Raw genomic sequence first — 21,263 nt, 5'->3', positions numbered from 1 at the left:
CTCAGCGGCCCGCCTTCGGCGCTCGCCAGCGCACGCAGGACTCGGCGGCGGCGAACGGCCCGGCAGCGGGCGCGGCGGCGCAGAGCCGGTAGCGCCGGCCCGCCTTCACGCGGCTCGGCAACGCCACGCGGCGCTTCGCGGTGGTCCTGCTCCACGCCTGGTGTCCGCCGCGCGAGAGCACGAGCTTCACCGGCAGGTCCCCCGGGCCGCCGTAGCTGACCGTCGCGCTCTTCGCGGCGGCCCGCACCGACAGGGGCGCGGCCTGCACCTTGATCGTCGCGGCGGCGGCCATCTCAGCCGTGCCGCCCGGCGTCTGCGCGTGCGAGCGGCAGCCGATCGTCGCGCCCACGTCCGACTTCCCGGGCGCGTACGTGGTCGACGGGCCGCTCTGCACGACGGCGCCGTCGCCGACGTGGAAGAAGACCGTCGTGAGCGTCGGAGAGCCGGACCAGGCGGGCCCGGTGCACGTGGCCGCTCCGCCCGTGAGCGGTGGCGGCGCCAAGGTGGCCGGCTTGTCGGTGAACGGCATCGGCGGCGGGCTGTCGTTGCCGCGCACCCAGAGGCCGATCGCCGGCGTTCCCAGATCGATGATCCCGTCGACGTTGCCGGCGGCACACGTCGCGTTCACCCGGAACGACATCGTTCCGACGAGCAGACCGGCTCCGGAGACGATCGGCCCGCCGCTGTCGCCCGGACACGCGGCGCCGGTCGGCGACTGCACGCAGAAGATGCCGGCCGCCCCGGGGGCGCAGTCGGTCGCCGCCCGGACCGTCATGTCCGCCAGGCTGTGCTCGTAGCCGTCGTCCGCTCCGTCCGTGCTCTGCACGCCCCATCCGTAGCCGCGGACGACCGAGCCGAGCGCCGGGCTCGCGCCCACCTCCGTGACCGGGATGGGCCCGACCGACCCGTTGACGATCAGCGGCCGGGTCAGCTGGAGGATGGCCACGTCCCCCGGCCCGCCGGTCGCAGGGTTGTAGGCCGGGTGCACGCGGATCGAGGCGACGCTGCGGAACTCCGTGCCCGCGGGGGGCGCGGGCGACACGGTCTGGTTCGTCCCCGCGATGACGAGGAACAGGTTCGGCGGAAGCACCTGCCCACCGTCGTAGACGCAGTGGGCGGCGGTCAGGATCCGCGACTCGTCGAGGATGCTTCCGGTGCGCGACGAGAACCCTGCGAGCAGCAGCACCGAGTACGGCGCGTCCCCCGCCGACGGCACCTGCGGTCCCACGTAGCGCGGCGTCGCCGCCTGGGCGCCGGCGGCGGGCACCATGGCCGCCACGGCGCACAAGAGCGCGAGCCCCCGAATCCTCCTACCGGCCATCCGTGCCATCCGTCCGTCGCGGTGAGCAATGCCACTTTAGCCGCCCCAGCGGACGAAGTCTGCTGAGCGGTCTTCACAACGGCGTTCGCGCTCCGCACTGCGAGGATGGAGCTAGGGGGACTCGAACCCCCGACCTCCTGGGTGCGATCCAGGCGCTCTCCCAACTGAGCTATAGCCCCGAGTTGGCCCTAGTGTAGCCCTCGAGGATGAGCTTCCGCGCACGGCTGACCCTGTTCTTCGTCCTGATCGTCATCGTGCCGATGCTCTCCGTGGCCATCGTGCTGTTCCGGCTGATCTCCGACAACGAGACCGGCAAGGCCGATGCGAGCGTGGCCGCGCGCCAGCGCGCGGCGATCAACCTCTACACGGACGCGCGCCGCCGCGCGGACCGCGCGATCCGCGTCGTCGGGACCGACGAGGCGCTCGCCGCCGCGCTGCGCTCCGGTGACAAGGCGGCCGCTCAGGCCCGCGCCGAGACGCTGCTGAAGACCCGCCCCGCGCGGCGCGTCGTCCTGACCGGGGGGTCGATCACGCTCGACCAGGGCTCGAAGGACGCCGTGGCGCCGTCGGCCCGCGACCTCGTCGGCCAGGGCGCGCAGCGCTTCGGGCGCCTCGAGGTGTCGGTCACGCTGGCCGGTGAGTACGCGCGGCAGGTCCGGCGGATCGCCGGCGCCGACGTCGTCGTCACCGAGCGGGGGCGCACGCTGGCCTCGACGCTGCCGCCGCAGGACGACGTCTCGCTGCCCGCCCCCGGCCACCCGCACGACGTGACCGTCAACGGACACGACTACCGCGCCGTCGCGTTCGAGGCCGCCGGGTTCCTCGGGCAGCGGATCCGGGTGGTGCTCCTGAACGCCGACGCGAGCCGGCGCGACGCGATCGCCCGCAGCCGCCTGCTGGTCGGCGGCATCCTGCTCGGCTTCCTCGTGCTGGCCATGACGTTCGCGGTCGCCGTGTCGCGCTCCCTGCAGTCGCAGATCGGCTCGTTCCTGCTCGCCGCGCGGCGCATCGCCTCCGGCGACTTCTCGACGGAGGTGACCACGAGCGGTCACGACGAGTTCGCCGAGCTCGGCAACGAGTTCAACAAGATGTCCCACCAGCTCGAGAGCCGGCTGGAGGACCTGCGCCAGGAGCGCGCGCGCCTGCAGACCTCGCTGAGGCGCATCGGCCAGACGTTCGCCTCGAACCTCGATCGCGACGCGCTGCTGGAGATCGTCCTGCGCACCGCGGTCGACGGACTCGACGCGACGGGGGGCCGCGCGAGTGCCCGCCCGGAGGCCGAGCGGGCGCTGCAGGAGGTCGCGCGCACGGGCCGCCTGGACGGCCACCTCGACGTGATCCGCGCCGCCGAGGCCCAGGCGCTGTTGTCGAGCACGGGCAGCGAAGCGTCCGAGGGCGAGGTCCACGCGCTGGCGCAGCCGCTGCTCGGCACGGAGCGCGGCGAGCTCGTCGGCCTGCTCTCGATCGCCCGCGCCCAGCCCTTCACCGACCGCGACCGCGAGCTGCTCGCCTACCTCGCGGGGACGGCCGGCATCTCGCTGCAGAACGTCGGCCTGCACGAAGCCGTGCAGCGCCAGGCGGTCACCGACGAGCTCACCGGCCTGTACAACCACCGCCGCTTCCAGGAGGCGATGGTCGACGAGGTCGAGCGCGCTCGCCGCTTCGGCCAGCCCATGAGCCTCGTGATGCTCGACATCGACAACTTCAAGACGATCAACGACAACTTCGGCCACCAGCAGGGCGACCGCGTGCTCGCGGAGGTCGCGCGCGTCCTGCGCGACAGCTCCCGCGAGATCGATGCTCCCGCGCGCTACGGCGGAGAGGAGCTGGCGGTCGTGCTGCCCGGCACGGACATCGAAGGCGCCTACCAGCTCGCCGAGCGCATGCGCCAGGGGATCGCCCGCCTGGAGATGGCGACGGCCGACAACGGGCCGATCACCGTGACCGCGAGCTTCGGGGTGGCCTCGCTGCCCCAGAGCGCCGGCGATCCCCGGACGCTCCTGGCCGCCGCCGACGCGGCGCTCTACGAAGCCAAGCGCGGTGGGAAGAACAAGACGGTGCGAGCGCCCGGTAGGGTGTAGCGCAGAGAGATGGGACTGCTCGACGACGCCATTCGCGAGCACCTCGAGCTCAAGCGGCGGAGCGGTGCCGACCCGTCCGAGGTGGCCCGCCAGGAGCGCGAGGCCCTGGGGCCAGCGCGCCGCGGGCCGGAGCCGCTCGAGGTGCCCCAGCAGTCGGCCCCCGCGCAGGAGGGGGCCGACCCCGCGCTGATCGACCCGCAGGTCGACGCGCCGATCCACCACGAGCCCGACGACGTACCGGAGTACGTGCCGCCGCCCGAGCCCTCGCGACCCGAGGCCGAGCCGGAGCGGCTGGCCGAGGCACCGCCCGTCGAGCCGGAGCGCTCGGCCGCCGTGCCGGAGGAGGCGGAGGTCGACTGGGAGGCGCCTGAGGCCGAGGCCGAGGCTGAGGCGCAGCCCGACCCCGAGCCGCCGCCGCGCAGCCACACCGACCAGGAGACGGTCGCCTTCGACGCGGCCGACATCCAGGACGCCGAGCGGCGCCCGCGCCGGGAGCCGCTCGAGGAGCCGCCGCCCCCCTTCGACGCCGGCCGCGACGAGGACGTCCTCGAGGAGACCCCGGACTTCCTGCAGGAGACGCCGGAGCACGACCGGCTCTGGTTCGAGCAGCGCCCGCCGCGCGACTTCGACTTCGACGGCTGAGCCCGCGTGGCCCGGCCGCTCGCCTGGCTGGACGTCTTCACCGCCACGCCGATGGCGGGCAACCCACTTGCGGTCGTCCACGAGGCGGACGGCCTCGACGAGGCGGCCATGCACGCGTTCGCCCGTGAGACGAACCTCTCCGAGACGACGTTCGTGCAGACCGCGACCGTGGAGGGCGCCGACTACCGCAACCGCATCTGGATGCCGGCGGCCGAGCTCGACTTCGCGGGGCATCCGTCGCTCGGGACCGCGGTCGCCGTCGCGCACGCCCGCGGCGAGCGCGAGGCGTCCTACGTCCAGCAGACCCGCGCCGGGCTCCAGCCGGTCGACGTCCGCTTCGAGGGCGACGCCGCGTACGCATCGATGCTGCAGGCGCCCGCCAGCTTCGGCGACGTGCTCGATGCGGGCGAGGTGATGGCGGCCGCGGGGCTCGACCCCGCCGACGCCGATGCCGGGCTCCCGTGCCAGCTCGTCTCGACCGGGCTGCTGCATCTCATGGCGCCCGTCCGCGACGAGGCGACGCTGCGCGGGGCCGCGCCGGATACGGAGCGGATGACGTCGCTGCTGGGGGCGAGCGGGGCGACGTGCCTGTACCTGGCCGCCGTCGACGGCGAGCACGCCGACGCCCGCAGCTTCTTCCTGCAGGACGGCAACGTCCGCGAGGACCCCGCGACGGGGTCGGCCGCGGGCCCGCTGATGGCGTTCGTGCACGCCCGGACCGGCGCGCCGCAGCTGCGGATCGCGCAGGGCGTGGCGATGGGCCGTCCCAGCGTCATCAAGTGCGCGACCGAGGGCGACCGGACGCGCGTGGGCGGCAGCGTCGTCGTCCTGGCCGTGGGCGAGGTCGCGCTGTAGCCGCCGGCCGGTGGCGCGGTGGCCATCCGTCCATGGGCGAACATTCCGTGCGCAAGGTCCCCGGACGCCTGCCGACCACAGGGAAGCCACACACCGCGCGGCGCCTCCGGGGAACAGGCCGCCGCGCGCCCGGACTGCCGGGAGGCGCCTCCACGATGAGCAGGGGGCGCCTCCCGGCATCCACCTTCTCCGCGGACCCTTCTCCGCGGACGCTAGACGTACCCGCGCGTCCTGGCCGCCTCGACCACGCGCTCGATCCCGAGCTGGTAGGCGGCGAGGCGCAGCGGAACGTCCTGGTCGCGCGCCCGCACGCTGACCTCACGGAAGGCGCGGCGCATGCTCGTGCCGAGGCGGTCGTTGACCTCCCGCTCGGTCCAGCGGAAGTTCTGCAGGTTCTGCACCCACTCGAAGTACGAGACGACGACCCCCCCGGCGTTGGCCAGGACGTCCGGCACGACGTGGATGCCCTTGTCGCGGAGGATCGCGTCCGCCGCCGGCGTCGTCGGGGTGTTGGCGCCCTCGAGGACCAGCCGGCAGTTGAGCAGGTCGGCGTTGTCGCGATGGATCAGCCCGCCGAGCGCCGCGGGGATGAACACCTCGCACTCGAGGGCGAGGAACTCCTCGCCGCTGATGCGCTCGGCGCCGGGGAACTCCGTGAGGGTCCCGCCCTCGTCGAGGTGACGGCGCAGCGCCGCGGGGTCGAGCCCCTGCTGGGCGCTGATGGCGCCCGAGGCGTCGGCGACCCCGACGATGCGACAGCCGAGGTCGTGCGCGATCCGCGCCGCCCACGATCCGACGTTGCCGAAGCCCTGCACGACGATCCGGGTCTCCGCGGGCGTCATGCGCAGCTGCGGCGCCGCCTCGCGGAAGCAGTACACGAGGCCGCGGCCGGTGGCGTTCTCGCGGCCGTACGAGCCGCCCAGCGAGATCGGCTTGCCGGTGACGACCGCGGGCTCGTGGCCGTGCAGCTTGGCCCACTCGTCCATCATCCAGGCCATCACCTGGGCGTTCGTGTTCATGTCGGGCGCGGCGATGTCGCGGTGCGGCCCGATCGTCTGGTCGAGCTTGTCGACGAGCTGGCGGGTGATCGCCTCGATCTGCGCCGGTTCGAGCTCGTGAGCCGGGCAGTTCACCCCGCCCTTCGCCCCGCCGAACGGCACCCCGACGATCGCGGTCTTCCAGGTCATCAGCGACGCCAGCGCGCGCACCTCGTCGAGGTCGACCTCGTGGTGGTAGCGCAGGCCGCCCTTGTACGGCCCGCGCGCGCCGTTGTGCTGCACGCGGTAGCCGTGGTAGACGCGGACCCGCCCGTCGCTGAGCCGGACCGGGATCTGCACCTGCACCTCCCGGTATGAGCCGCGGAACACGGCGCGCAGGTCGTCCTCGAGGCCGATCCGATCCGCGGCGGCGTCGAAGTTCTGCGTGACGACCTCGATGTTCGAGATCCCCGCCGGGCGCGTGACGTCCGGCGGCTCGCGTTCCTGCACTCCTGCCATTCCGCACCTCCGTTGCCCGCTCGTCCGGCGACCAAATCCTGGTGGTCGCCGGCCGACCCTATCCTGAGGGCGTCGGGGGCGTGGTGCTAACGGGAACACGCGGCCTTTGCAAGGCTGAGTTGGGGGTTCGATTCCCCCCGCCTCCATCACGCGACCGGACGGCCGGCGCCACCGCGATGGCGATGGCGGCCGGCCGCCTTGGCTCAGCGGCGGCCCGGCACGCCGCCCACCCACGGTCCGTGCGTGGGCTCGGCCGGCGCCTCGCCGCGCGCGGCGGCCGCGGCGCGCCGCTCGAGCTCGGCGCGCGCCGGATCGCCGGCCGGGAGCGTCTCGGGCGGCACGTCGGCCGGGTCCAGCTTCCACTCGGGCGGCGGCGGGGGCGGCTCCTGGGCGCGCGGCACGAACTTCGACGGCTCGACGATCTTCATCCGGTGCACGTAGCGCGGGCACACCGGGTAGATCCGCGTCGCCTTGACCCGCAGGATGAGCTGGGCGCCGGGGTACTCGGCCATCAGCGGGTCGTCGGCGGAGATCGAGGCCAGCCCCTTGACGCGCAGGCGCCAGGGGGACTCGGCCTCGAAGTCGATGAACAGCAGGTCGACCGCGGGGTTGACGCTGACGTTGCCCAGCGAGTCGAACATGCCGTTGCCGTTGTAGTCCGGCAGCGCCAGCGTCCGTGCGTCCAGGACCCGGACGAAACCGGGCTCACCGCCCTTGTAGGAGCAGTGGGGCCGGCCGTCCGCGTCCGCCGTCCCGAGGAAGACGAACGACATCCGGCGCACGAACGCCTGCGCCTCCTCGTCGAGCTCGGGCTCCGGATCGCGGAACCCGAGCAGGTCGATGGCGTGGTCGGCCATCCGCCGCGTGTCGAAGCGGTCCTGGAGGGCCCGCGAGCCCTCGTGGAACGGATCCTCCGTCATGCTGCGCGCGCGCCTCAGGCGGGCACGAGCGCGAGGACGCGCGAGGGCGACCCCGTGCCGTCGACGAGCTTCAGCGGCGAGACGACGACCACCGCGCCGGCCGGCGGCAGCTCGCCGAGGTTGGCCAGCTGCGTGAGGCCGTACCGGTCGTTGCCGAGCAGGTACTGGTGCACCGGGAAGATCGGGTCGAAGCCGCCCGCGGCGCCCGCGTCGATGCCGACCGTCTCCACCCCGAAGCCGGAGATGCCGCGCTCGGAGCCCAGCCAGCGCGCCGCCTCGACGTCGGGGCCCGGCGTCACGGGGCCCTCCGCGCCCACGTTCAGGAACGCCTCCGCGTCCTGCGCCCGGGCGTCCCAGCCGCTGTGGAACAGGATCCACGCGCCCTCGGGGATGCGGCCGTGCTCCGCCTCCCACGCCTCGAAGTCGGCGACCGTCAGCAGGTAGCCGGGGTCCTGGGCGCAGGCCTCCGCGCGGTCGATGACGACGGCCGGGCCGACGAGCCGGCCGGGCTCGACCGACGCGACGTCCTTGCCGTCCTTGCCGCTGATCCAGTGGATCGGCGCGTCGAAGTGCGTGCCGGTGTGCTCGCCGAGCTCGAGGACGTCCCACCTCCAGGCGGGGCCGTCGTCGTCGTAGCGGCTGAGCTGCCGGCGCGACAGCGGCGGCGTGTTGGCGAACGGCTCGGGCAGCTGCAGGACGGGGGTCTTCTCGCTCAGCGGCTGCGTGAGGTCGACGACCCGGACCGAGCCGTCGGCCAGGGCGTCGAGGAGGGCGGCGGTGGGGGTGGACGACGTGGACGACATGCTGCTCCTCGTGGTAGTTGCGGTGGTGGGGCGCCGGGCTCAGCCGGCGCGGAAGGCATCCTTGAGCCAGTCGGCGACGATCGCCGGATCGACCTTGGCGTCGACGAGCAGCGGCCCGCCGCCGTCGCGCGCCCAGGCCTCGACCGGGGCGAGGTCGTCGAGCGACCGGACCGTCACGGCCCCGCATCCGGCCGCCGCGGCGATCGCCGCCAGGTCGGCGTCGCGGAAGCGAACGGTGTCGGTGTCGTGGCCCATCGGCCCGAAATGGTGCAGCTCGGCGCCGTAGGCGGCGTCGTCGTAGACCACGACGAGCAGGCGGGCGCCGACGCGCGCGGCGGTGTCGAGCTCCGGCAGCGACAGGAACAGGCCGCCGTCGCCGACGGCGAGCACGGTCATGCGCTCCGGCGCCGCCACGGCCGCGCCGATCGCGCAGCCGAGCCCGAGGCCGACGCACTGGAAGCCGTTGACGAACAGCCAGGCGCGCGGATCCTCGACGTCGAGGAACATCGCCGGCCAGCCGGTGAAGTGGCCGGAGTCGATGACGACCGCCTTGTCGGCGGGCAGCAGGTCGGCGAGCGCGATCGACAGCGTCCGCGGGTCGATGACGCCGCCGGCGTCGCTCGGCTCGAACGGCTCGTCGCGCCAGCGGCGCGCCGCGAGCTCGTCGCGCAGCTCCTCGGTGCGCCAGGGCGCGGGCGACACGCCGCGCCGCGCGAGCTCGGCGTCCAGCGCCTCGGCCATGGCCGAGGCATCCGCGGCGACCGCGAGGTCCGCCCGCCGGTTCTTGCCGATCGCACCGGGGTCGACGTCCACTCCGATCAGCCTCGCCTGCGCTCCGATCAGCTCGCCGTGGCGCGTCGTCCAGTGGTTGAGGCCGGCGCCGAAGGAGATCACCACGTCGGCCTGCGGCAGGAGGCCGGCCGCGAGCGGCGTGCTGAACCCCCCGGCGATGCCGAGGCCGAACGGCTCGCCCGCGAAGATGCCGTGCGCCGGCGCGCTGTTGGCGAGCAGCGCGCCGCAGCGCTCGCCGAGCGCCGCCAGCGCCGGGCCGGCGTCGGAGATGACCGCGCCGCGGCCGGCGATGATGAGCGGGCGCTGCGCCTGCTCGAGGAGGTCCGCCGCGGCGGCGACGTCCGCGGGCCGCGGGCCGGGTGCGCCCGGCAGCGGGGCGGCCGCCACGTCGGGGACGCCGGCGGCGGGCTGGGCCTGCACGTCGATCGGCAGGTTGAGGATGACGGGCCGGCGCTCGAGCCGCGCGCGGCGCAGCGCCCGCACCGCGTCGGCCTCGGCGGTCTCGGCGCTGTAGATCGTCTCGGCGATCGCGCCGACCGAGGTCACCAGACCGTCCTGGTCGATGAGGAAGTTCGAGGCCAGCGCGGCCGGCGGCGTGTCGCCGGCCAGGACGAGCAGCGGGGTGCGGCTCTTGACCGCCTCGGCGATGCCGGTGACCGCGTTCGTCAGCCCGGGGCCCTGGTGCAGGGAGCACACTCCGACGCGGCCGGTCACCCGCGCCCACCCGTCGGCCATGCACACTGCGCCGCTCTCGTGGCGCGCGGCGACGAATCGCGCTCCGGCCCCGGACAACGCGGCCGTGACGACGAAGTTCCCGCTGCCGACGACCCCGAAGAAGGTGTCCACCCCGAGCGCCGCGAGCCGCCGGCCGACGGCGTCCGCCACGGTCGGCGACAGCCGTCCACCACCGCTGGGATCGCTCATGTTCTCAGGGGCATCCGAATGCTGGACGAGCTTCATCTCTGCGCGCCTATATAGATATGCTACAGGGCAGCGAGATGGTATGCAGACTTTTGATCTGATGGTCGCGCGGCACGCCCGGGCCCGACGTGAAGACCCCGGGGCGCGAGGCGCCGCCCGCGCCTCTACCATCGCGCATCGAGCCCGGTGGCGCACGTGAGCGCCCGGGTCCGGACCCTCGCGGACGGAGAGGCGATGCTGCAACCCCAGGACCTGGCGATCACCATCCTCGGAGCCCACCTGCGCCGGCCCGGCGAGCGAGTCTGGTCCGGCGGGATGGTCGAGATCCTCGGCGAGTTCGGCTTCTCGACCGAGGCGGCGCGCGCCGCGCTCTCGCGCCTCGTCTCGCGCGGGCTGCTGCAGCGCCAGCGCGAGGGCCGGCTCGTCTTCTACGTCCTCAGCCCGCGCGCGCACGAGCTGCTCGCCGAGGGCGACCGGCGCATCTTCTCCTTCGGCCGCGGCGCTCCGGCCGCGGACGCGTGGACGGTCGTCTGGCACACGATCCCCGAGGACCGGCGCGTGGAGCGCGCGCAGCTCGCCCAGCGCCTGCGCTTCCTCGGGTTCGGCTCCGTGCAGGACGCGACGTGGATCGCCGCCAGCGACCGCGAGCAGGAGGTCCGCGCACTGCTCGACGCGCTCGACGTCTCGGACTTCGCCTGCATGTTCCTCGGCCGCATCTCGCGCGGCACCGAGCAGGCGCTGCTGCTCTCGGGCGCCTGGGACGTCGAGGACCTGGAGCGCCGCTACGGCGGGTTCATCGCCGAGTACGGCCGCTACCTCGACGCGGACCAGCGCGACAAGCTGGACCCGCGCGAGGCCTTCGTCGTGCGCGCCCGGATGCTGCACAGCTTCCGCGGCTTCCCGTTCGGCGACCCCGAGCTGCCGGACACGATCGCCCCGGGCGCGGCCGCGCGGGCGGAGGCGGTGACGACGTTCGACGCGATCTACGAGGCGCTCGCCGAGCCCGCCTCCGCACACTTCGCGGAGGTCGCGCTCGGCCAATCGCCCGCACCGGTCGCCGTCGCCCCGCCCGCCGCCTGACGCGCGCGGACGCTCTGCGGAGCCCCGGCGCTCAGCCCAGCGGATGGCGCTCCAGGAACTCGCGGGCGCCCGTCGCGAACTCCGCCGGCTTCTGGACCGCGACGTAGCCGGGATGGGCGTCCGGGATGAGCTTCGTCTCGATGTTCGCGACGCGCTCGACCATGAGCTGCAGCGACGGATCCTCGGCCGGGTCGATCGTCCGCCCGTCCCAGGTCCGGTCGCCCTGGAGCACCAGCGTCGGCGCCTGGATGCCCGCGAGGTCGTCGCGCACGTCGGCCTCGGTGAGGCAGTAGCCGACGGTCGCGTCAACCGTCTCCGGGTGCAGGACGTCCTCGATGTTGCTCGCCTCCCACGCACCGAACCACGGCACGTCGGAGACGTCGAACACGTTGGCCAGGACACGGCCGCCGAAGCCCGTCGTGCCGAAGTTGCGCACGATCGCCGAGTAGACCTCCCAGATCTGCGGATAGCCCTTCTGCGGGTCGCGCGCCCACACGTCGGTGTACGTCACGTAGGCGCCGACGCGCTCCGGGTACTGCGCGGCGAAGCGGTGGCCGATGTAGCTGCCGAAGCCCACGGCCCAGACGTGCGCGCGCTCGAGGTCGAGTGCGTCCATGAGCGCGCGCAGGTCCTCCGCCCACATCGCCACCGAGTACGGCTCGGCCGCGGGGTCCGGGCACGCCGAGCGCCCCAGCCCGCGCGGCTCCCACGTGATGAGCCGGTGGTCGCGCAGGTACGGCCGCGCGTGGTCGAACGCGAAGTGGCCGGCCGTGAAGCCGCCGACCATCAGCACCGGCTCGCCGTCCGCGCCGTCGTCGTGACACCACAGCGCGACGCGGTCGGTCTCCACGACCCGCCCCGAGTCCGGGGTCGAGCGTCCCGCGAAGGGATCGAACTCACTGTTGCTCATACCTGCACCGCCACCTTCACCACGTTCTCCTGACGTCGCTCGAACAGATCGAAGGCGGCCGCGATCTCGTCCAGCGCGAAGCGATGGGTGATCAGCGGCCGCAGGTCCAGCCGGCCCGCCGCGATGAGGCGGATCAGCTCCGGCATCCGGTCCAGCGCAGCGAGGCCGCCGGTGACCGTCGCCGCCTTGTTGAAGAGGTCGATGAGCGGGAGCTCGCGCGCCGCGCCGGGGTTGCCGATGATCGCGACGCGCCCGCCCGGTCGCACCAGCTCCGCGGCCTGCAGCAGCGTCGGCTGGCTTCCGGCCGCCTCGATCACGACGTCCGGCTCCACGCCGCCGGTCGCCTCGAGCACCGCGCCGACCACGTCGGGCGCGCCGGCGTCCACCACGGCGTCCGCCCCGAGCCGCCGCGCGACCGCCAGCCGCGCCGGCTCGAGGTCGGTGGCGACGATGCGGCTCGGCCCGAAGAGCGTCGTCGCGTGCACCGCGCACAGGCCGACCGGCCCGGCGCCCAGGACGGCCACGACGTCGCCGGGCCGGACGCCGCCGGTCCGTGCCCCGTGCAGGCCGGTCGACAGGATGTCGCCCACCAGCAGCACCTGCTCGTCGTCGAGCTCGCCGGGGACGAGGGCCGTCGTGCGGTCGGCGAACGGCACGCGCAGCATCTCGGCGTGGGTGCCGCCGAAGCCGCCCCACGACCGGCCGGCGCCGAGGATGCCGCCGTCACGGCACTGCTGCGCCGCTCCCTTCGCGCAACGGTCGCACACGCCACAGGAGATGATCGCCGCGCCCACGACGCGGTCGCCGGGGCGCCGCGTGCGCACGCCCTCGCCCACCGCCTCGACCACGCCGACGTACTCGTGGCCCATGACGAATCCCATCTCCGCAGGGATGACGCCGTGGCGCAGGTGGACGTCGCCGCCGCAGATCGTCGTCGTGGTGATGCGGACCAGAACGTCGCCGGGCGCCTCGATGACGGGCGCGTCGACGGAGGCCAGGCGCAGCGCCCCACCGTCCTCGCAGACGAGTGCCCTCACGCGCCGGTCTCGTAGATGTGGCCCGGCTGCAGGCCGGCGCCGTTGGCGATCTGCCATAGCGCGGCGAGCGCCTTGATCGCGTTGCGCTCGGCGAACGGCGGCAGCTCGTCGCGGTGCTCGGTCAGCACGCGCTTGACGCTCTCGTAGCAGCGGACGAGCTCCTGCTCGCCGGCGGTCAGCTCGAACGGTCCGGTGGTCGTGTCGGACATCGTCACATCGCCTTCCTGTCGCCCTGCGATCCCCAGACCTCGCGGTCGTCGACGAGGCGCTTGGCCTTCAGCTCGAAGCGCGGCAGCGACTCCGGCTCGGCGAGCTTGACGCCGATCCGCAGGCCCTCGTGCGCGTCGGCCAGCTCGCGGCGCAGCTCGCGCAGCAGCGGGTCCTCCTCGCCCGAGACCGCCTCGCACTCCACGAGCACCTCGATCTCGTCGCGCAGCCCGTCGACCGTGTAGAGGTGGATCTGGAACTCGTCGATCTGCTCGCGCCGGCGAACGATCTCCTCGATCGCGCGCGGGTAGACGTTCGTGCCGCGCACGACCTTCATGTCGTCGACCCGGCCGCGGATCCCGCCGTCGTAGATGTCGAAGCCGCGGCCGCACGGGCATGTCGACGCCGGCACCCGGCGCACCAGGTCGCGCGTGCGGTAGCGCAGCAGCGGGATGAACCCCCGGCCGAAGGAGGTGACGATCCGCTCGCCCTCCTCGCCGTACGGCACGGGCTCGTCGGTGATCGGGTCGACGACCTCCTCGAGGATGTGGTCCTCGATGATGTGCGCGCCGCCGGGCTGATGCTCGCACTCGAACATGACGATCGTGCCGACCTCGGTCATGCCCGCCGTGTCGGCCGCCTTGGCCCCCCACTGCTCCTCGATGAGCCGCTTCGTCGCCGGGATCGACCCGGCCGGCTCCCCGGACAGGATCAGCCGCGACACCGCGCTGCCCGGCAGGTCGATCCCCAGCGCCTGCGCCTCCTGAGCCATCCGCAGCGCGTACGTCGGGGTCGAGCACACGACCGTCGTGCCGGTGTCGACGATCTGGCGTACGCGCCCCTCGGTGGTCATGTTCCCCCCGGGCAGGACGAGGCACCCGAGCTTCTCCGCCGCGTAGTGCGCGCCCCAGAACCCGACGAACGTGCCGTAGCTGAACGCGAAGAAGATGGTGTCGCCCGGCCGGATGCCGAAGCCCCACAGCGCGTAGCACCACAGCTCGGCGATCCACTCCCAGTCCTTCGGGCCGTCGAGCACCGCGAGCGGGCGGCTGCCCGTCGTCCCCGAGGTCGTGTGGTAGCGGATCGCCGCCTCGCGCGGCTGGGAGAGCACCGCGCCGAACGGCGGATCGGCGATCTGGCTCTCCATCCACTCCGCGCGGGTGAGGAACGGGATCCGGCGCACGTCGTCGAGCGTGCGAAGGACATCGGGTGTGACGCCCGCCTCGCGCAGCCGCGCCGCCTGCCACGGTGCGTTCTGCAGCGTCCACGCGACCAGATCGCGCAGCTTGCGCAACTGCAACGCGTCGAGCTGCTCCCGCGAGAGCGTCTCGGTCCGCGGATTCCAGTACGACGTGTGCATGTCAGTCCCTCTCAGCGTCCGGGATACTCGACAGTACTACGGGCTGCCGTGCAGACGAATGATGACGGCTCCTCATTCAGGACCACGCCCGCCGGCGCAGGCCGGGCGCGACGCGGTAGCGCGGGTCGCGCTCAACGTCCCCCAGCTCGTCGAGCACGCCGGTGACCCGGGCGAGCCCGATCAGCCCGCCCCAGACCGCGGGCCCGCGAGGGTGCCCGAGCCCGACCGTCATGCCGAGGTCGACGTCCTCGCTGGACGCCACCCCGGCGTCCACGGCGAACGACGCCTCGTTGACGATCTGGGCGACGATGCGGCCGAGCACGCCGCCCGGTGCGTCGGCGACCTGCTCGGTGGCGTAGCCCAGCGCCGAGAACAGCGCGGTCGCCGCTCGCACCGCGGACCGCGGCGTCCATGGCCCGACGCCCAACTCGACGAGGCCACCCTCCTCGGGCGCCGGCTCGAGCAGCGAGAACGCACAGGCCGTGGCGACCTGGCGCGCCGCGAGGGTGGTGTCGACGCTGCTCATCAGGACGGGCCCGTCGTGGCCGGAGGGCACACGCTCGAACGTCGTGATCAGAGGCATTCCCGCCACGGGCGCCCTGTGCACGTCGATCCCTGCGCGCCGGGCCCGCTCCCGCAGCGCCAGCAGCGCCGGCTCACCTCCGGCGATCGTGATCACCGGGGGGGAGGGACCGACGACGGCGGGGGCCGCGTCGGGCTCGGGCGGCGCCGGCTCGCCGGGGTAGAAGCCGCCGCCCGCCTTGCGGCCCAGGCGACCGGCGGCGACCATGGAGACCTGGATGGGGCTCGGGCGCCAGCGCGGCTCGCCATGGGCCTGCTCCCACATGGACTCCGTGACCGCGAGGCTGACATCGAGGCCGACCACGTCCATCAGCTCGAACGGCCCCATGGGAAAGGCGCCGGCCAGGCGGCAGATCCGGTCGATCTGGCTCGGCTCGGCGACGCCGTCCTCGACGATCCGCAGCGCCTCGAGGTAGTACGGCCGCGCACAGCGGTTGACGAGGAACCCGGGACCGTCCGCGACCTCGACGACCACCTTGCCCATGCGCTCCGCGAGCGCGCGGGCCGTGGCGGCGGCCCGCGGGTCGGTCCGCGCCGAGCGCACGAGCTCGACGAGCGCCATCGCCTGCGGCGGGTTGAAGAAGTGCAGGCCGACGAGCCGCTCGGGCGCCGGCACGGCGGCGGCGAGCGCGGCGATCGGCAGCGACGACGTGTTCGACGCGAGGACCGCCCGCGGGGCCGCGGCGGCCGCGCGGGCGAGGATCTCGCGCTTGAGGTCCAGGCGCTCGGGCACCGCCTCCAGGACGACCGCGGCGCCGGCGGCCGCGGCCGCGAGGTCGATGGTGGGCGCGAGGCGCTCGAGCGCGGCCCGCGCCTCGGCCCCGGGGAGCCTGCCGCGCGCGACCGCTCGCTCCAGGCTGCCGCGCAGGCGCTGCACGCCGCGGTCCAGCGCCGCGGCGTCGACGTCGCACAGTGCCGTGGGCAGGCCCGCCCGGACCGCGACGGCGGCGATGCCGGCGCCCATCGCGCCGGCGCCGATCACGGCGAGCCGCGGCGCCGGTTCCGCGCGGGCGGCCGGCGTCGCCGTGGGGCCCTGCTCCTCCACCTGGGACACGCCATTGATTTTATACGACACGTCAGCGGGCTGCCATGTAGAGTGTTGTCTCATGAGCACCAGGGGCAGCGAATCCCGCGCATGAGCCGGGTCGTGGTGGTGACCTCGAGGGGCCATGAGTCGCAATGCCGGCGATCACGTCGATGGCCGAGGAGTTCGGGATAAGGCCGAGACGCTGCGCGGGTGCGTGCGTCAGGCTGACACCGATGACGGTTGCGCCACGTTCGGCGCGGGCCCGTGGCTGTTAGGCGCCCGCGGCCACTTCCTCCCAGATGGCCCTCGCCACCCGCATGAGCACGAGCGACTGCTCCCAGCGATCCGATATCTCGGCCTCCGCCCCGCCGTCGGCCGACCGGATCGTGATCGAGACGGGCGGCGGGCCGAGCTCGGTGACGAACGGCAGGACATCGCCGGGCCCCGCGTTTGCGAGCCAGTGCTCCATGCCCCGGCGCCACCAGCGCTTGAAGTCGGTCGCCGCCGGATGGTCGCCGTCACGTCCGATGTCGACCTGGACGGCCTGGCCGTTGGACACCCGACCGTGGAGGCTCGCGGTCCGTTCGAGAAGCGGGGCGAGGGCGTCCTCGATCTGGCTCGAGATCGGTCCGGACGCGTCATCGACCGTCGGTACCTGACCGGAGACGACGAAATGGGACAGATCGAGGGACATCACCATGTCCGGCACGGCATGGACGTACTCGACGGTGCGGATCAGGTCCTGCGTGAGGCAGGCGCGGTGCGTCTCGACGAAAAACGGCACGCCAGCGTCCCGCCCCATGCGCACGGCGGTCTTCAGGAAGTCCGTCGCCGCACTCCCGGTCAGGAAATAGTCGCGCATCTGCGCATTGACGAACGCTGCGCCCAACTCGCGCGCGCGCGCGACCTCCTGCTCGATCCCCTCGGCGGTGGCGGCGAACGTGCCGTAGCCGAGCATCAGCTCACGGTCTCGCATGAGCTCATGCCAGCCGTCGGGCTCGGCGCCGGCGGCCGGCGCGCCGAAGACGAGCACCCCCTCGAAACCCGCCTCGCGGCACCGGTCGACCTTCTCCTCCCACGTCCACTCCCGGCCTGCGGTGCCGAGCCCCCAGAGCCCCCACTCCGCCTGATAGACGCCCAAGCGCGGCGGCCGGTCGCTGCCGTCGTTGACGTACGTCATGCCACCGGCGTCGGCTCGCGTTCGCCTGCCTTGATCCGCTCCGCCTGCTCCTGGTCGAACGTGAAGTGTGCGTCGGTAACGCTGTCGACGATGCCCCCGTACCGCCGGAAGGGCTTGGTCGCATCCATCTGCAACTCCGGCAGCCGCCGCAGCGACTCCTCGAGCAGGATCTTCATCTCGAGCTTCGCGAGGTCCTTGCCGAGGCAGTAGTGCTTGCCGCGGCCCAGCGCGATGTGCTTGTTCGGCGAGCGCTTGGGGTCGAAGAGGTTCGGGTCGGCACCGTCCGCGTCTCCGCCGTTTACGGCCTCGTCCCGGTTGGCCGCAGCGAACCACACGCCCAGCACGCTCTCGGCCGGCACCTTCAGATCCCCGAACTGCGAGTCCTTGCAAACGTAGAGTGGCTTCATCGGGAACGGCGTCCCGAAGCGCAGGATCTCCTCGATGAGCATCCCGACGGCCTCCTCGTCGCCCTGGATGCTCCGGGCGTAGTCGAGGAGGTCGAACTCCGCGAGATAGGTGAAGGTGTTCGCGAGGCTCGCCCCGGTGGTGTCAGTGCCCGCCGCGCTGAACCCGTAGAGGTAGCCGATGAGCTCGTGATCGTCGATGGCGCCCTCGGTCCAAGCCTGGACGAGGATGTCGAGGAGCTCGTCCTGCGGCCGGGCGAGCCGCTTGGCGATCAGCTGCCAGAAGTAGGCCTGGACGTCCCACTGCGGCGGACAGTTGTCCCAGGTCGCCTGATTGAACTCGTCGAGCTTCTCGCGCATCCACTGCTCGCGCTCGAACTCGATGCCGGTCAGCCGGCAGATCACGCGCATCGAGAGCCGCGAGCAGAGCTCTGTGGCGACGTTGACCTCGCCCGTGCCCTTCGCGACGACGTCGTTGATGCCCTGGACCATGATGTCGCGGATGATCGGCTCCATGGTCCCGACGGCCCGAAGCTTGAACCACGGCTCGACGACCCGACGCAGCGGGTCGTGTCGACCCGCCTCGCCGTCCAGGGTGAAAGGCTCGATCATCCACATGAAGTCGAACGCCATGTGGACGGGTCCCGTTCCGGGGAGCCACGGCGCGGGATCCCGCGAGAAGGCCTCGTCGCGATTCATGAGGACCGACATCACATCCGCGTAGCTGAAGATGTGATGGACGCCTTCGTCGTCCCGAAACGGAGGGGTCGTCGGATCGTGGAACTTTGCGTCTCGGGGGAAGTCCGAGGGTTTCATTTGCCCGCCTTCTTCGGATGTGACTACCACGAGCGAGAGCTGCTCTTGCAAGGGAGCGCGTGCTGCGCCCACCACGCCGAGCCAGCCCTAAAATAATACACTGCTGCCGAGAGACGTGTGAACAATTTTGACGGGCGGCGTGTGCGCCCGTTACGTCACTCAGAGGAAGCGGGCCCCGCTGCGCACCGGCCCTCCGATGAGACGGCACCCATCCCAGACCCCACGCAACCAGCTCGACCGATCGACCGGTTGCGAAATGTGGTGCCGCGGCGTCGCAAGTGGTCCGGGGTCGATCTCGGAACTGTGATCGAGGGGGACGCTGGATCGGTGCATGCGTGGGGCAGATCGGAGGTGTTCCCGGGCAGTTATCGCGGCCGGTCGCCGAGGTGGACCAAGCGGTGGTGTCGGGGGCCGCCAGGCGCAGTCAGACGGCGGGGAGCGCACGGATGCGGTTGACCACGTCAAAGGACGGGCCGAACTGCCGAAATGGTGGATCGAGGCGGAAACGCGGTCATCGGGGCCGGCCAGACGTGTCTGGCCCTTAACCACGAGCTCGCGCTCGGGGACGGGCTACTGTTGCCATCACGCGGGGTGGGGACCTCGACCGGCCCGAGATCCGTCTGGACCGTCTCGTGGCCCGTGCCGTTGCGGACGCTGGAGCCCAGCGGCATACCGCCCCCGTTATAGGAAAGATGGCCGGTCAGCTCGGCCTCAGGCGTCGACTGGACCACCCGGCCCACCGCACCAATCATCTATTCTGGACCTGACAAAGCGACGCGTGGCAGGTCCCACCGCGTCACGCAATGTCGACGGTGCACCGAGCCGTGGCCCAGATCAACGCATCCATGAACAAGACCGGGCTCGGCTTTGCCACGGGTTCGAGCTGGTTCGTCCCTCAGCCCCAGGATCTTGTCATCACACTGCTCGGCGCGTACGTCAAGTCCCGTCGAGACACGGTGTGGTCCGGAGGACTAGTCCAGATCCTCGATGATTTCGGCTTCTCGACCGGCGCCGCGCGAGTCGCTCTCACCCGCATGGTCCGGCGACAACTGCTCACCCGCGTCAAGGATGGCCGACTCGTTCACTACGCGCTCACGCCGCGGTCGATGGCTCTGCTGTCGGAGGGTGATCGGCGGATCTTCTCCCTCCGGCGGCGCGTTCGACCGGTCGAAGAGTGGACCGTCGTGTGGCAAACGATCCCCGACAATCAGCGTCTCGAGAAGACGCGTTTCACCCATCGTTTGCGATTTCTCGGTTTCGGCTCGCTTCAGGACGGCATCTGGATCTCGCCCCATGACCGCGAAGACGAGGTCGCGGCGCTCGCGTCTTCACTTGGGCTGTACCAGGACGTCGCCGTATTGTTGAGCCGCCCCGCGAAATCATTTGACTTCGAGCGGTTCGCCCGCCGAGCCTGGGACCTGGATGCTCTGGCGGCGCGCTACCTGTCGTTTGCCGAGGAGTTCTCCGTCTACCTCGCTCCTAGGGCGCGGGCCCGGCTGACAGACCACGAGAGCTTTCTGCTCCGGACTCGCCTGGTGCACACGTTCAGGGCTTTTCCATCCCTTGACCCGGAACTGCCGGACGAGCTGATGCCTGAGCTGGGGCACAGCGTAGCGGCGGTGGAGGTCTTCGACGCGTTATACCCGGCGCTGGCCGAGCCCGCGCAACGTCATTTCGATGCAGTCACGACGAGTCGTGAATCCAACCGCGGCAGCAGCGGCAGCACGATGATCTGATCAGCCGGAGCGTGACCCGCTCGCCGGACACGCTGGCTTCATACAGGCCACGTTGTGCTCAGCTCTGAGTTCGCCGGCTGGCGAGCCGGGAGAGGACCACGGCCAGCACGAGCGAGCCCCCATAGAAGACCTGCTCGATGTATCCGGACAGACCGAGCAGCTCCAGACCGGTGATGCCCGTGGCGAGGAAGTACACGGCGATGACCGTTCCCCAGACATTGAATCGGCCCGGCACGATCGCGGTGGCGCCGAGGAAAGCGCCGGCTAGCGCGGGCAGGAGATACGAGGGGCCGACCGTGGGATCCGCGGCACCGAGGACCCCGGCGAGGAGGACGCCGCTGAACGCGCTGGCGAGTCCTGAGAACACGAGGGACCCGGCACGGACGCGGTCGACCGGGATACCCGACAGCCGCGCCACGCCGCCGCCCCCGCCGATGAAGAACAGGTAGCGGCCGAGCGGCGTGTACCGGAAGACGTACCACAGCACGAGAGCGAGCGCCAGCGCATAGAAGAAGACGAGTTGGAGCCCGCCGACGTTCGTGCGGGCCGCGTCGATCAGGCTCGTCGAGATGCCGCTGATCGCCAGGTTGTTGATGCCGATGGCGATGCCGGCAAGCAACGTGCCCATCCCGAGCGTCGCGACGATCGAGTCGATCCCGAGCCTGACGATCACGAGTGCGTTGATGCCGCCGACGATGACGCCTGCGGCAAGCGCGACCAGCACCGCGAGCGCGATCGGCCATCCATGCAAGACGTTGAGCCAGCCGACGATCACAAGGGCGAGCCCCATCGTTCCCGCGATCGATAGGTCGATGGCACCCACCGCGAGGGCGGGCAGGACCCCGATGCTCAGGACTACGAGAACGGCTTGCGAACTGAAGATGTCCTGGAAGTTGGAGAGGGTCAGGAACTTGTCGGGCTCGAGTGCGCCGAACACCGCGATGAGCACGATCCAGGCCCCGACGAGACCGTACCGGTTGGCGATGTCCTCCGCCTTGAGTCGTTGCCATGACCCGCGGTTGCGCCGACCGGATTCCTCCGGGTTACCGGGTGGCCGCTCGGTCGTGCTTGCGATCTTCGTTCCTTCCCTCAT

The 21,263-nt window shown here is 72.3% G+C and carries 18 protein-coding genes and 2 tRNA genes; 6 read left to right on the top strand and 14 right to left on the bottom strand.

Features of this window, described 5'->3' with window-relative positions:
- Position 1: 1 nt before the first annotated feature.
- The gene (locus DSM104329_RS01365; protein WP_259316273.1) at positions 2-1,270 is read right to left on the bottom strand and encodes a S1 family peptidase; all 1,269 of its coding nucleotides are present in this window, start codon (positions 1,268-1,270) and stop codon (positions 2-4) included.
- A 157-nt stretch (positions 1,271-1,427) separates the two neighbouring features.
- Positions 1,428-1,500 (bottom strand) — tRNA-Ala (locus DSM104329_RS01360).
- 27 nt (positions 1,501-1,527) lie between these two features.
- Between DSM104329_RS01360 and DSM104329_RS01355 the strand changes: the two genes are divergently transcribed.
- From DSM104329_RS01355 to DSM104329_RS01345, 3 genes are read left to right on the top strand one after another with little or no spacing between them, the layout of a single operon-like run.
- Complete coding sequence (locus DSM104329_RS01355; RefSeq protein WP_259313596.1) at positions 1,528-3,402, top strand: diguanylate cyclase; 1,875 nt, start codon at positions 1,528-1,530, stop codon at positions 3,400-3,402.
- Positions 3,403-3,411: 9 nt separating this feature from the next.
- Positions 3,412-4,044: a hypothetical protein gene (locus DSM104329_RS01350; RefSeq protein WP_259313595.1), complete on the top strand. Its 633-nt coding sequence runs from the start codon at positions 3,412-3,414 to the stop codon at positions 4,042-4,044.
- Positions 4,045-4,050: 6 nt separating this feature from the next.
- The gene (locus DSM104329_RS01345) at positions 4,051-4,899 is read left to right on the top strand and encodes a PhzF family phenazine biosynthesis protein (RefSeq protein ID WP_259313594.1); all 849 of its coding nucleotides are present in this window, start codon (positions 4,051-4,053) and stop codon (positions 4,897-4,899) included.
- Between the two features lie 212 nt (positions 4,900-5,111).
- On the opposite strand, the gene DSM104329_RS01340 is transcribed toward DSM104329_RS01345, so the two are convergent.
- Positions 5,112-6,395 (bottom strand): Glu/Leu/Phe/Val family dehydrogenase, encoded by a 1,284-nt coding sequence (locus DSM104329_RS01340; RefSeq protein WP_259313593.1) that lies wholly within the window; start codon positions 6,393-6,395, stop codon positions 5,112-5,114.
- Between the two features lie 74 nt (positions 6,396-6,469).
- On the opposite strand from DSM104329_RS01340, the gene DSM104329_RS01335 reads away from it, so the two are divergent.
- Positions 6,470-6,541: transfer RNA gene (locus DSM104329_RS01335), tRNA-Ala, on the top strand.
- Positions 6,542-6,598: 57 nt separating this feature from the next.
- On the opposite strand, the gene DSM104329_RS01330 is transcribed toward DSM104329_RS01335, so the two are convergent.
- The 3 genes from DSM104329_RS01330 to DSM104329_RS01320 are packed head-to-tail and all read right to left on the bottom strand — an operon-like array spanning position 6,599 to position 9,834.
- Positions 6,599-7,315 carry a pyridoxamine 5'-phosphate oxidase family protein gene (locus tag DSM104329_RS01330; RefSeq protein ID WP_259313592.1) on the bottom strand — a complete coding sequence of 239 codons (717 nt, stop codon included), beginning with the start codon at positions 7,313-7,315 and terminating at the stop codon, positions 6,599-6,601.
- Positions 7,316-7,329: 14 nt separating this feature from the next.
- Positions 7,330-8,118 carry a cyclase family protein gene (locus tag DSM104329_RS01325; RefSeq protein ID WP_259313591.1) on the bottom strand — a complete coding sequence of 263 codons (789 nt, stop codon included), beginning with the start codon at positions 8,116-8,118 and terminating at the stop codon, positions 7,330-7,332.
- A gap of 39 nt (positions 8,119-8,157) precedes the next feature.
- Positions 8,158-9,834, bottom strand: coding sequence for a thiamine pyrophosphate-binding protein (locus DSM104329_RS01320; protein WP_259313590.1), 1,677 nt, complete (start codon positions 9,832-9,834; stop codon positions 8,158-8,160).
- 231 nt (positions 9,835-10,065) lie between these two features.
- Here DSM104329_RS01320 and DSM104329_RS01315 point away from each other — a divergent pair, with 231 nt between their 5' ends.
- Positions 10,066-10,911 carry a PaaX family transcriptional regulator gene (locus DSM104329_RS01315; protein WP_259313589.1) on the top strand — a complete coding sequence of 282 codons (846 nt, stop codon included), beginning with the start codon at positions 10,066-10,068 and terminating at the stop codon, positions 10,909-10,911.
- Positions 10,912-10,942: 31 nt separating this feature from the next.
- Here DSM104329_RS01315 and DSM104329_RS01310 read toward each other — a convergent pair whose 3' ends face one another.
- From DSM104329_RS01310 to DSM104329_RS01280, 7 genes are all read right to left on the bottom strand, one after another.
- Entirely contained in the window at positions 10,943-11,821 is an 879-nt protein-coding gene (locus DSM104329_RS01310; RefSeq protein ID WP_259313588.1) for an alpha/beta fold hydrolase, read from the bottom strand.
- Positions 11,818-12,858, bottom strand: coding sequence for a zinc-dependent alcohol dehydrogenase (locus DSM104329_RS01305; protein ID WP_259313587.1), 1,041 nt, complete (start codon positions 12,856-12,858; stop codon positions 11,818-11,820). Before DSM104329_RS01305 ends, DSM104329_RS01310 begins: the two co-directional genes overlap by 4 nt.
- Entirely contained in the window at positions 12,855-13,067 is a 213-nt protein-coding gene (locus DSM104329_RS01300; protein ID WP_259313586.1) for a hypothetical protein, read from the bottom strand. The genes DSM104329_RS01305 and DSM104329_RS01300 overlap by 4 nt, the downstream gene beginning before the upstream one ends.
- 2 nt (positions 13,068-13,069) lie before the next feature.
- Entirely contained in the window at positions 13,070-14,425 is a 1,356-nt protein-coding gene (locus DSM104329_RS01295) for a phenylacetate--CoA ligase family protein (protein WP_259313585.1), read from the bottom strand.
- Positions 14,426-14,501: 76 nt separating this feature from the next.
- A complete protein-coding gene (locus tag DSM104329_RS01290) occupies positions 14,502-16,061 on the bottom strand; it encodes a 3-hydroxyacyl-CoA dehydrogenase NAD-binding domain-containing protein (protein WP_259313584.1) in 1,560 nt (519 codons plus the stop codon).
- 244 nt (positions 16,062-16,305) lie between these two features.
- Complete coding sequence (locus DSM104329_RS01285) at positions 16,306-17,214, bottom strand: sugar phosphate isomerase/epimerase family protein (protein ID WP_259313583.1); 909 nt, start codon at positions 17,212-17,214, stop codon at positions 16,306-16,308.
- The gene (locus tag DSM104329_RS01280) at positions 17,211-18,506 is read right to left on the bottom strand and encodes a cytochrome P450 (RefSeq protein WP_259313582.1); all 1,296 of its coding nucleotides are present in this window, start codon (positions 18,504-18,506) and stop codon (positions 17,211-17,213) included. Before DSM104329_RS01280 ends, DSM104329_RS01285 begins: the two co-directional genes overlap by 4 nt.
- A gap of 773 nt (positions 18,507-19,279) precedes the next feature.
- Here DSM104329_RS01280 and DSM104329_RS01275 point away from each other — a divergent pair.
- Positions 19,280-20,170 carry a PaaX family transcriptional regulator gene (locus DSM104329_RS01275; protein ID WP_407655959.1) on the top strand — a complete coding sequence of 297 codons (891 nt, stop codon included), beginning with the start codon at positions 19,280-19,282 and terminating at the stop codon, positions 20,168-20,170.
- 58 nt (positions 20,171-20,228) lie between these two features.
- On the opposite strand, the gene DSM104329_RS01270 is transcribed toward DSM104329_RS01275, so the two are convergent.
- Entirely contained in the window at positions 20,229-21,263 is a 1,035-nt protein-coding gene (locus DSM104329_RS01270) for an ABC transporter permease (protein ID WP_259313580.1), read from the bottom strand.

This window comes from Capillimicrobium parvum (assembly GCF_021172045.1).
GTDB classification, from domain to species: domain Bacteria; phylum Actinomycetota; class Thermoleophilia; order Solirubrobacterales; family Solirubrobacteraceae; genus Capillimicrobium; species Capillimicrobium parvum.
Note: the sequence above shows the minus strand (reverse complement) of the source record. Positions and strands in the feature narration are given on the sequence as shown.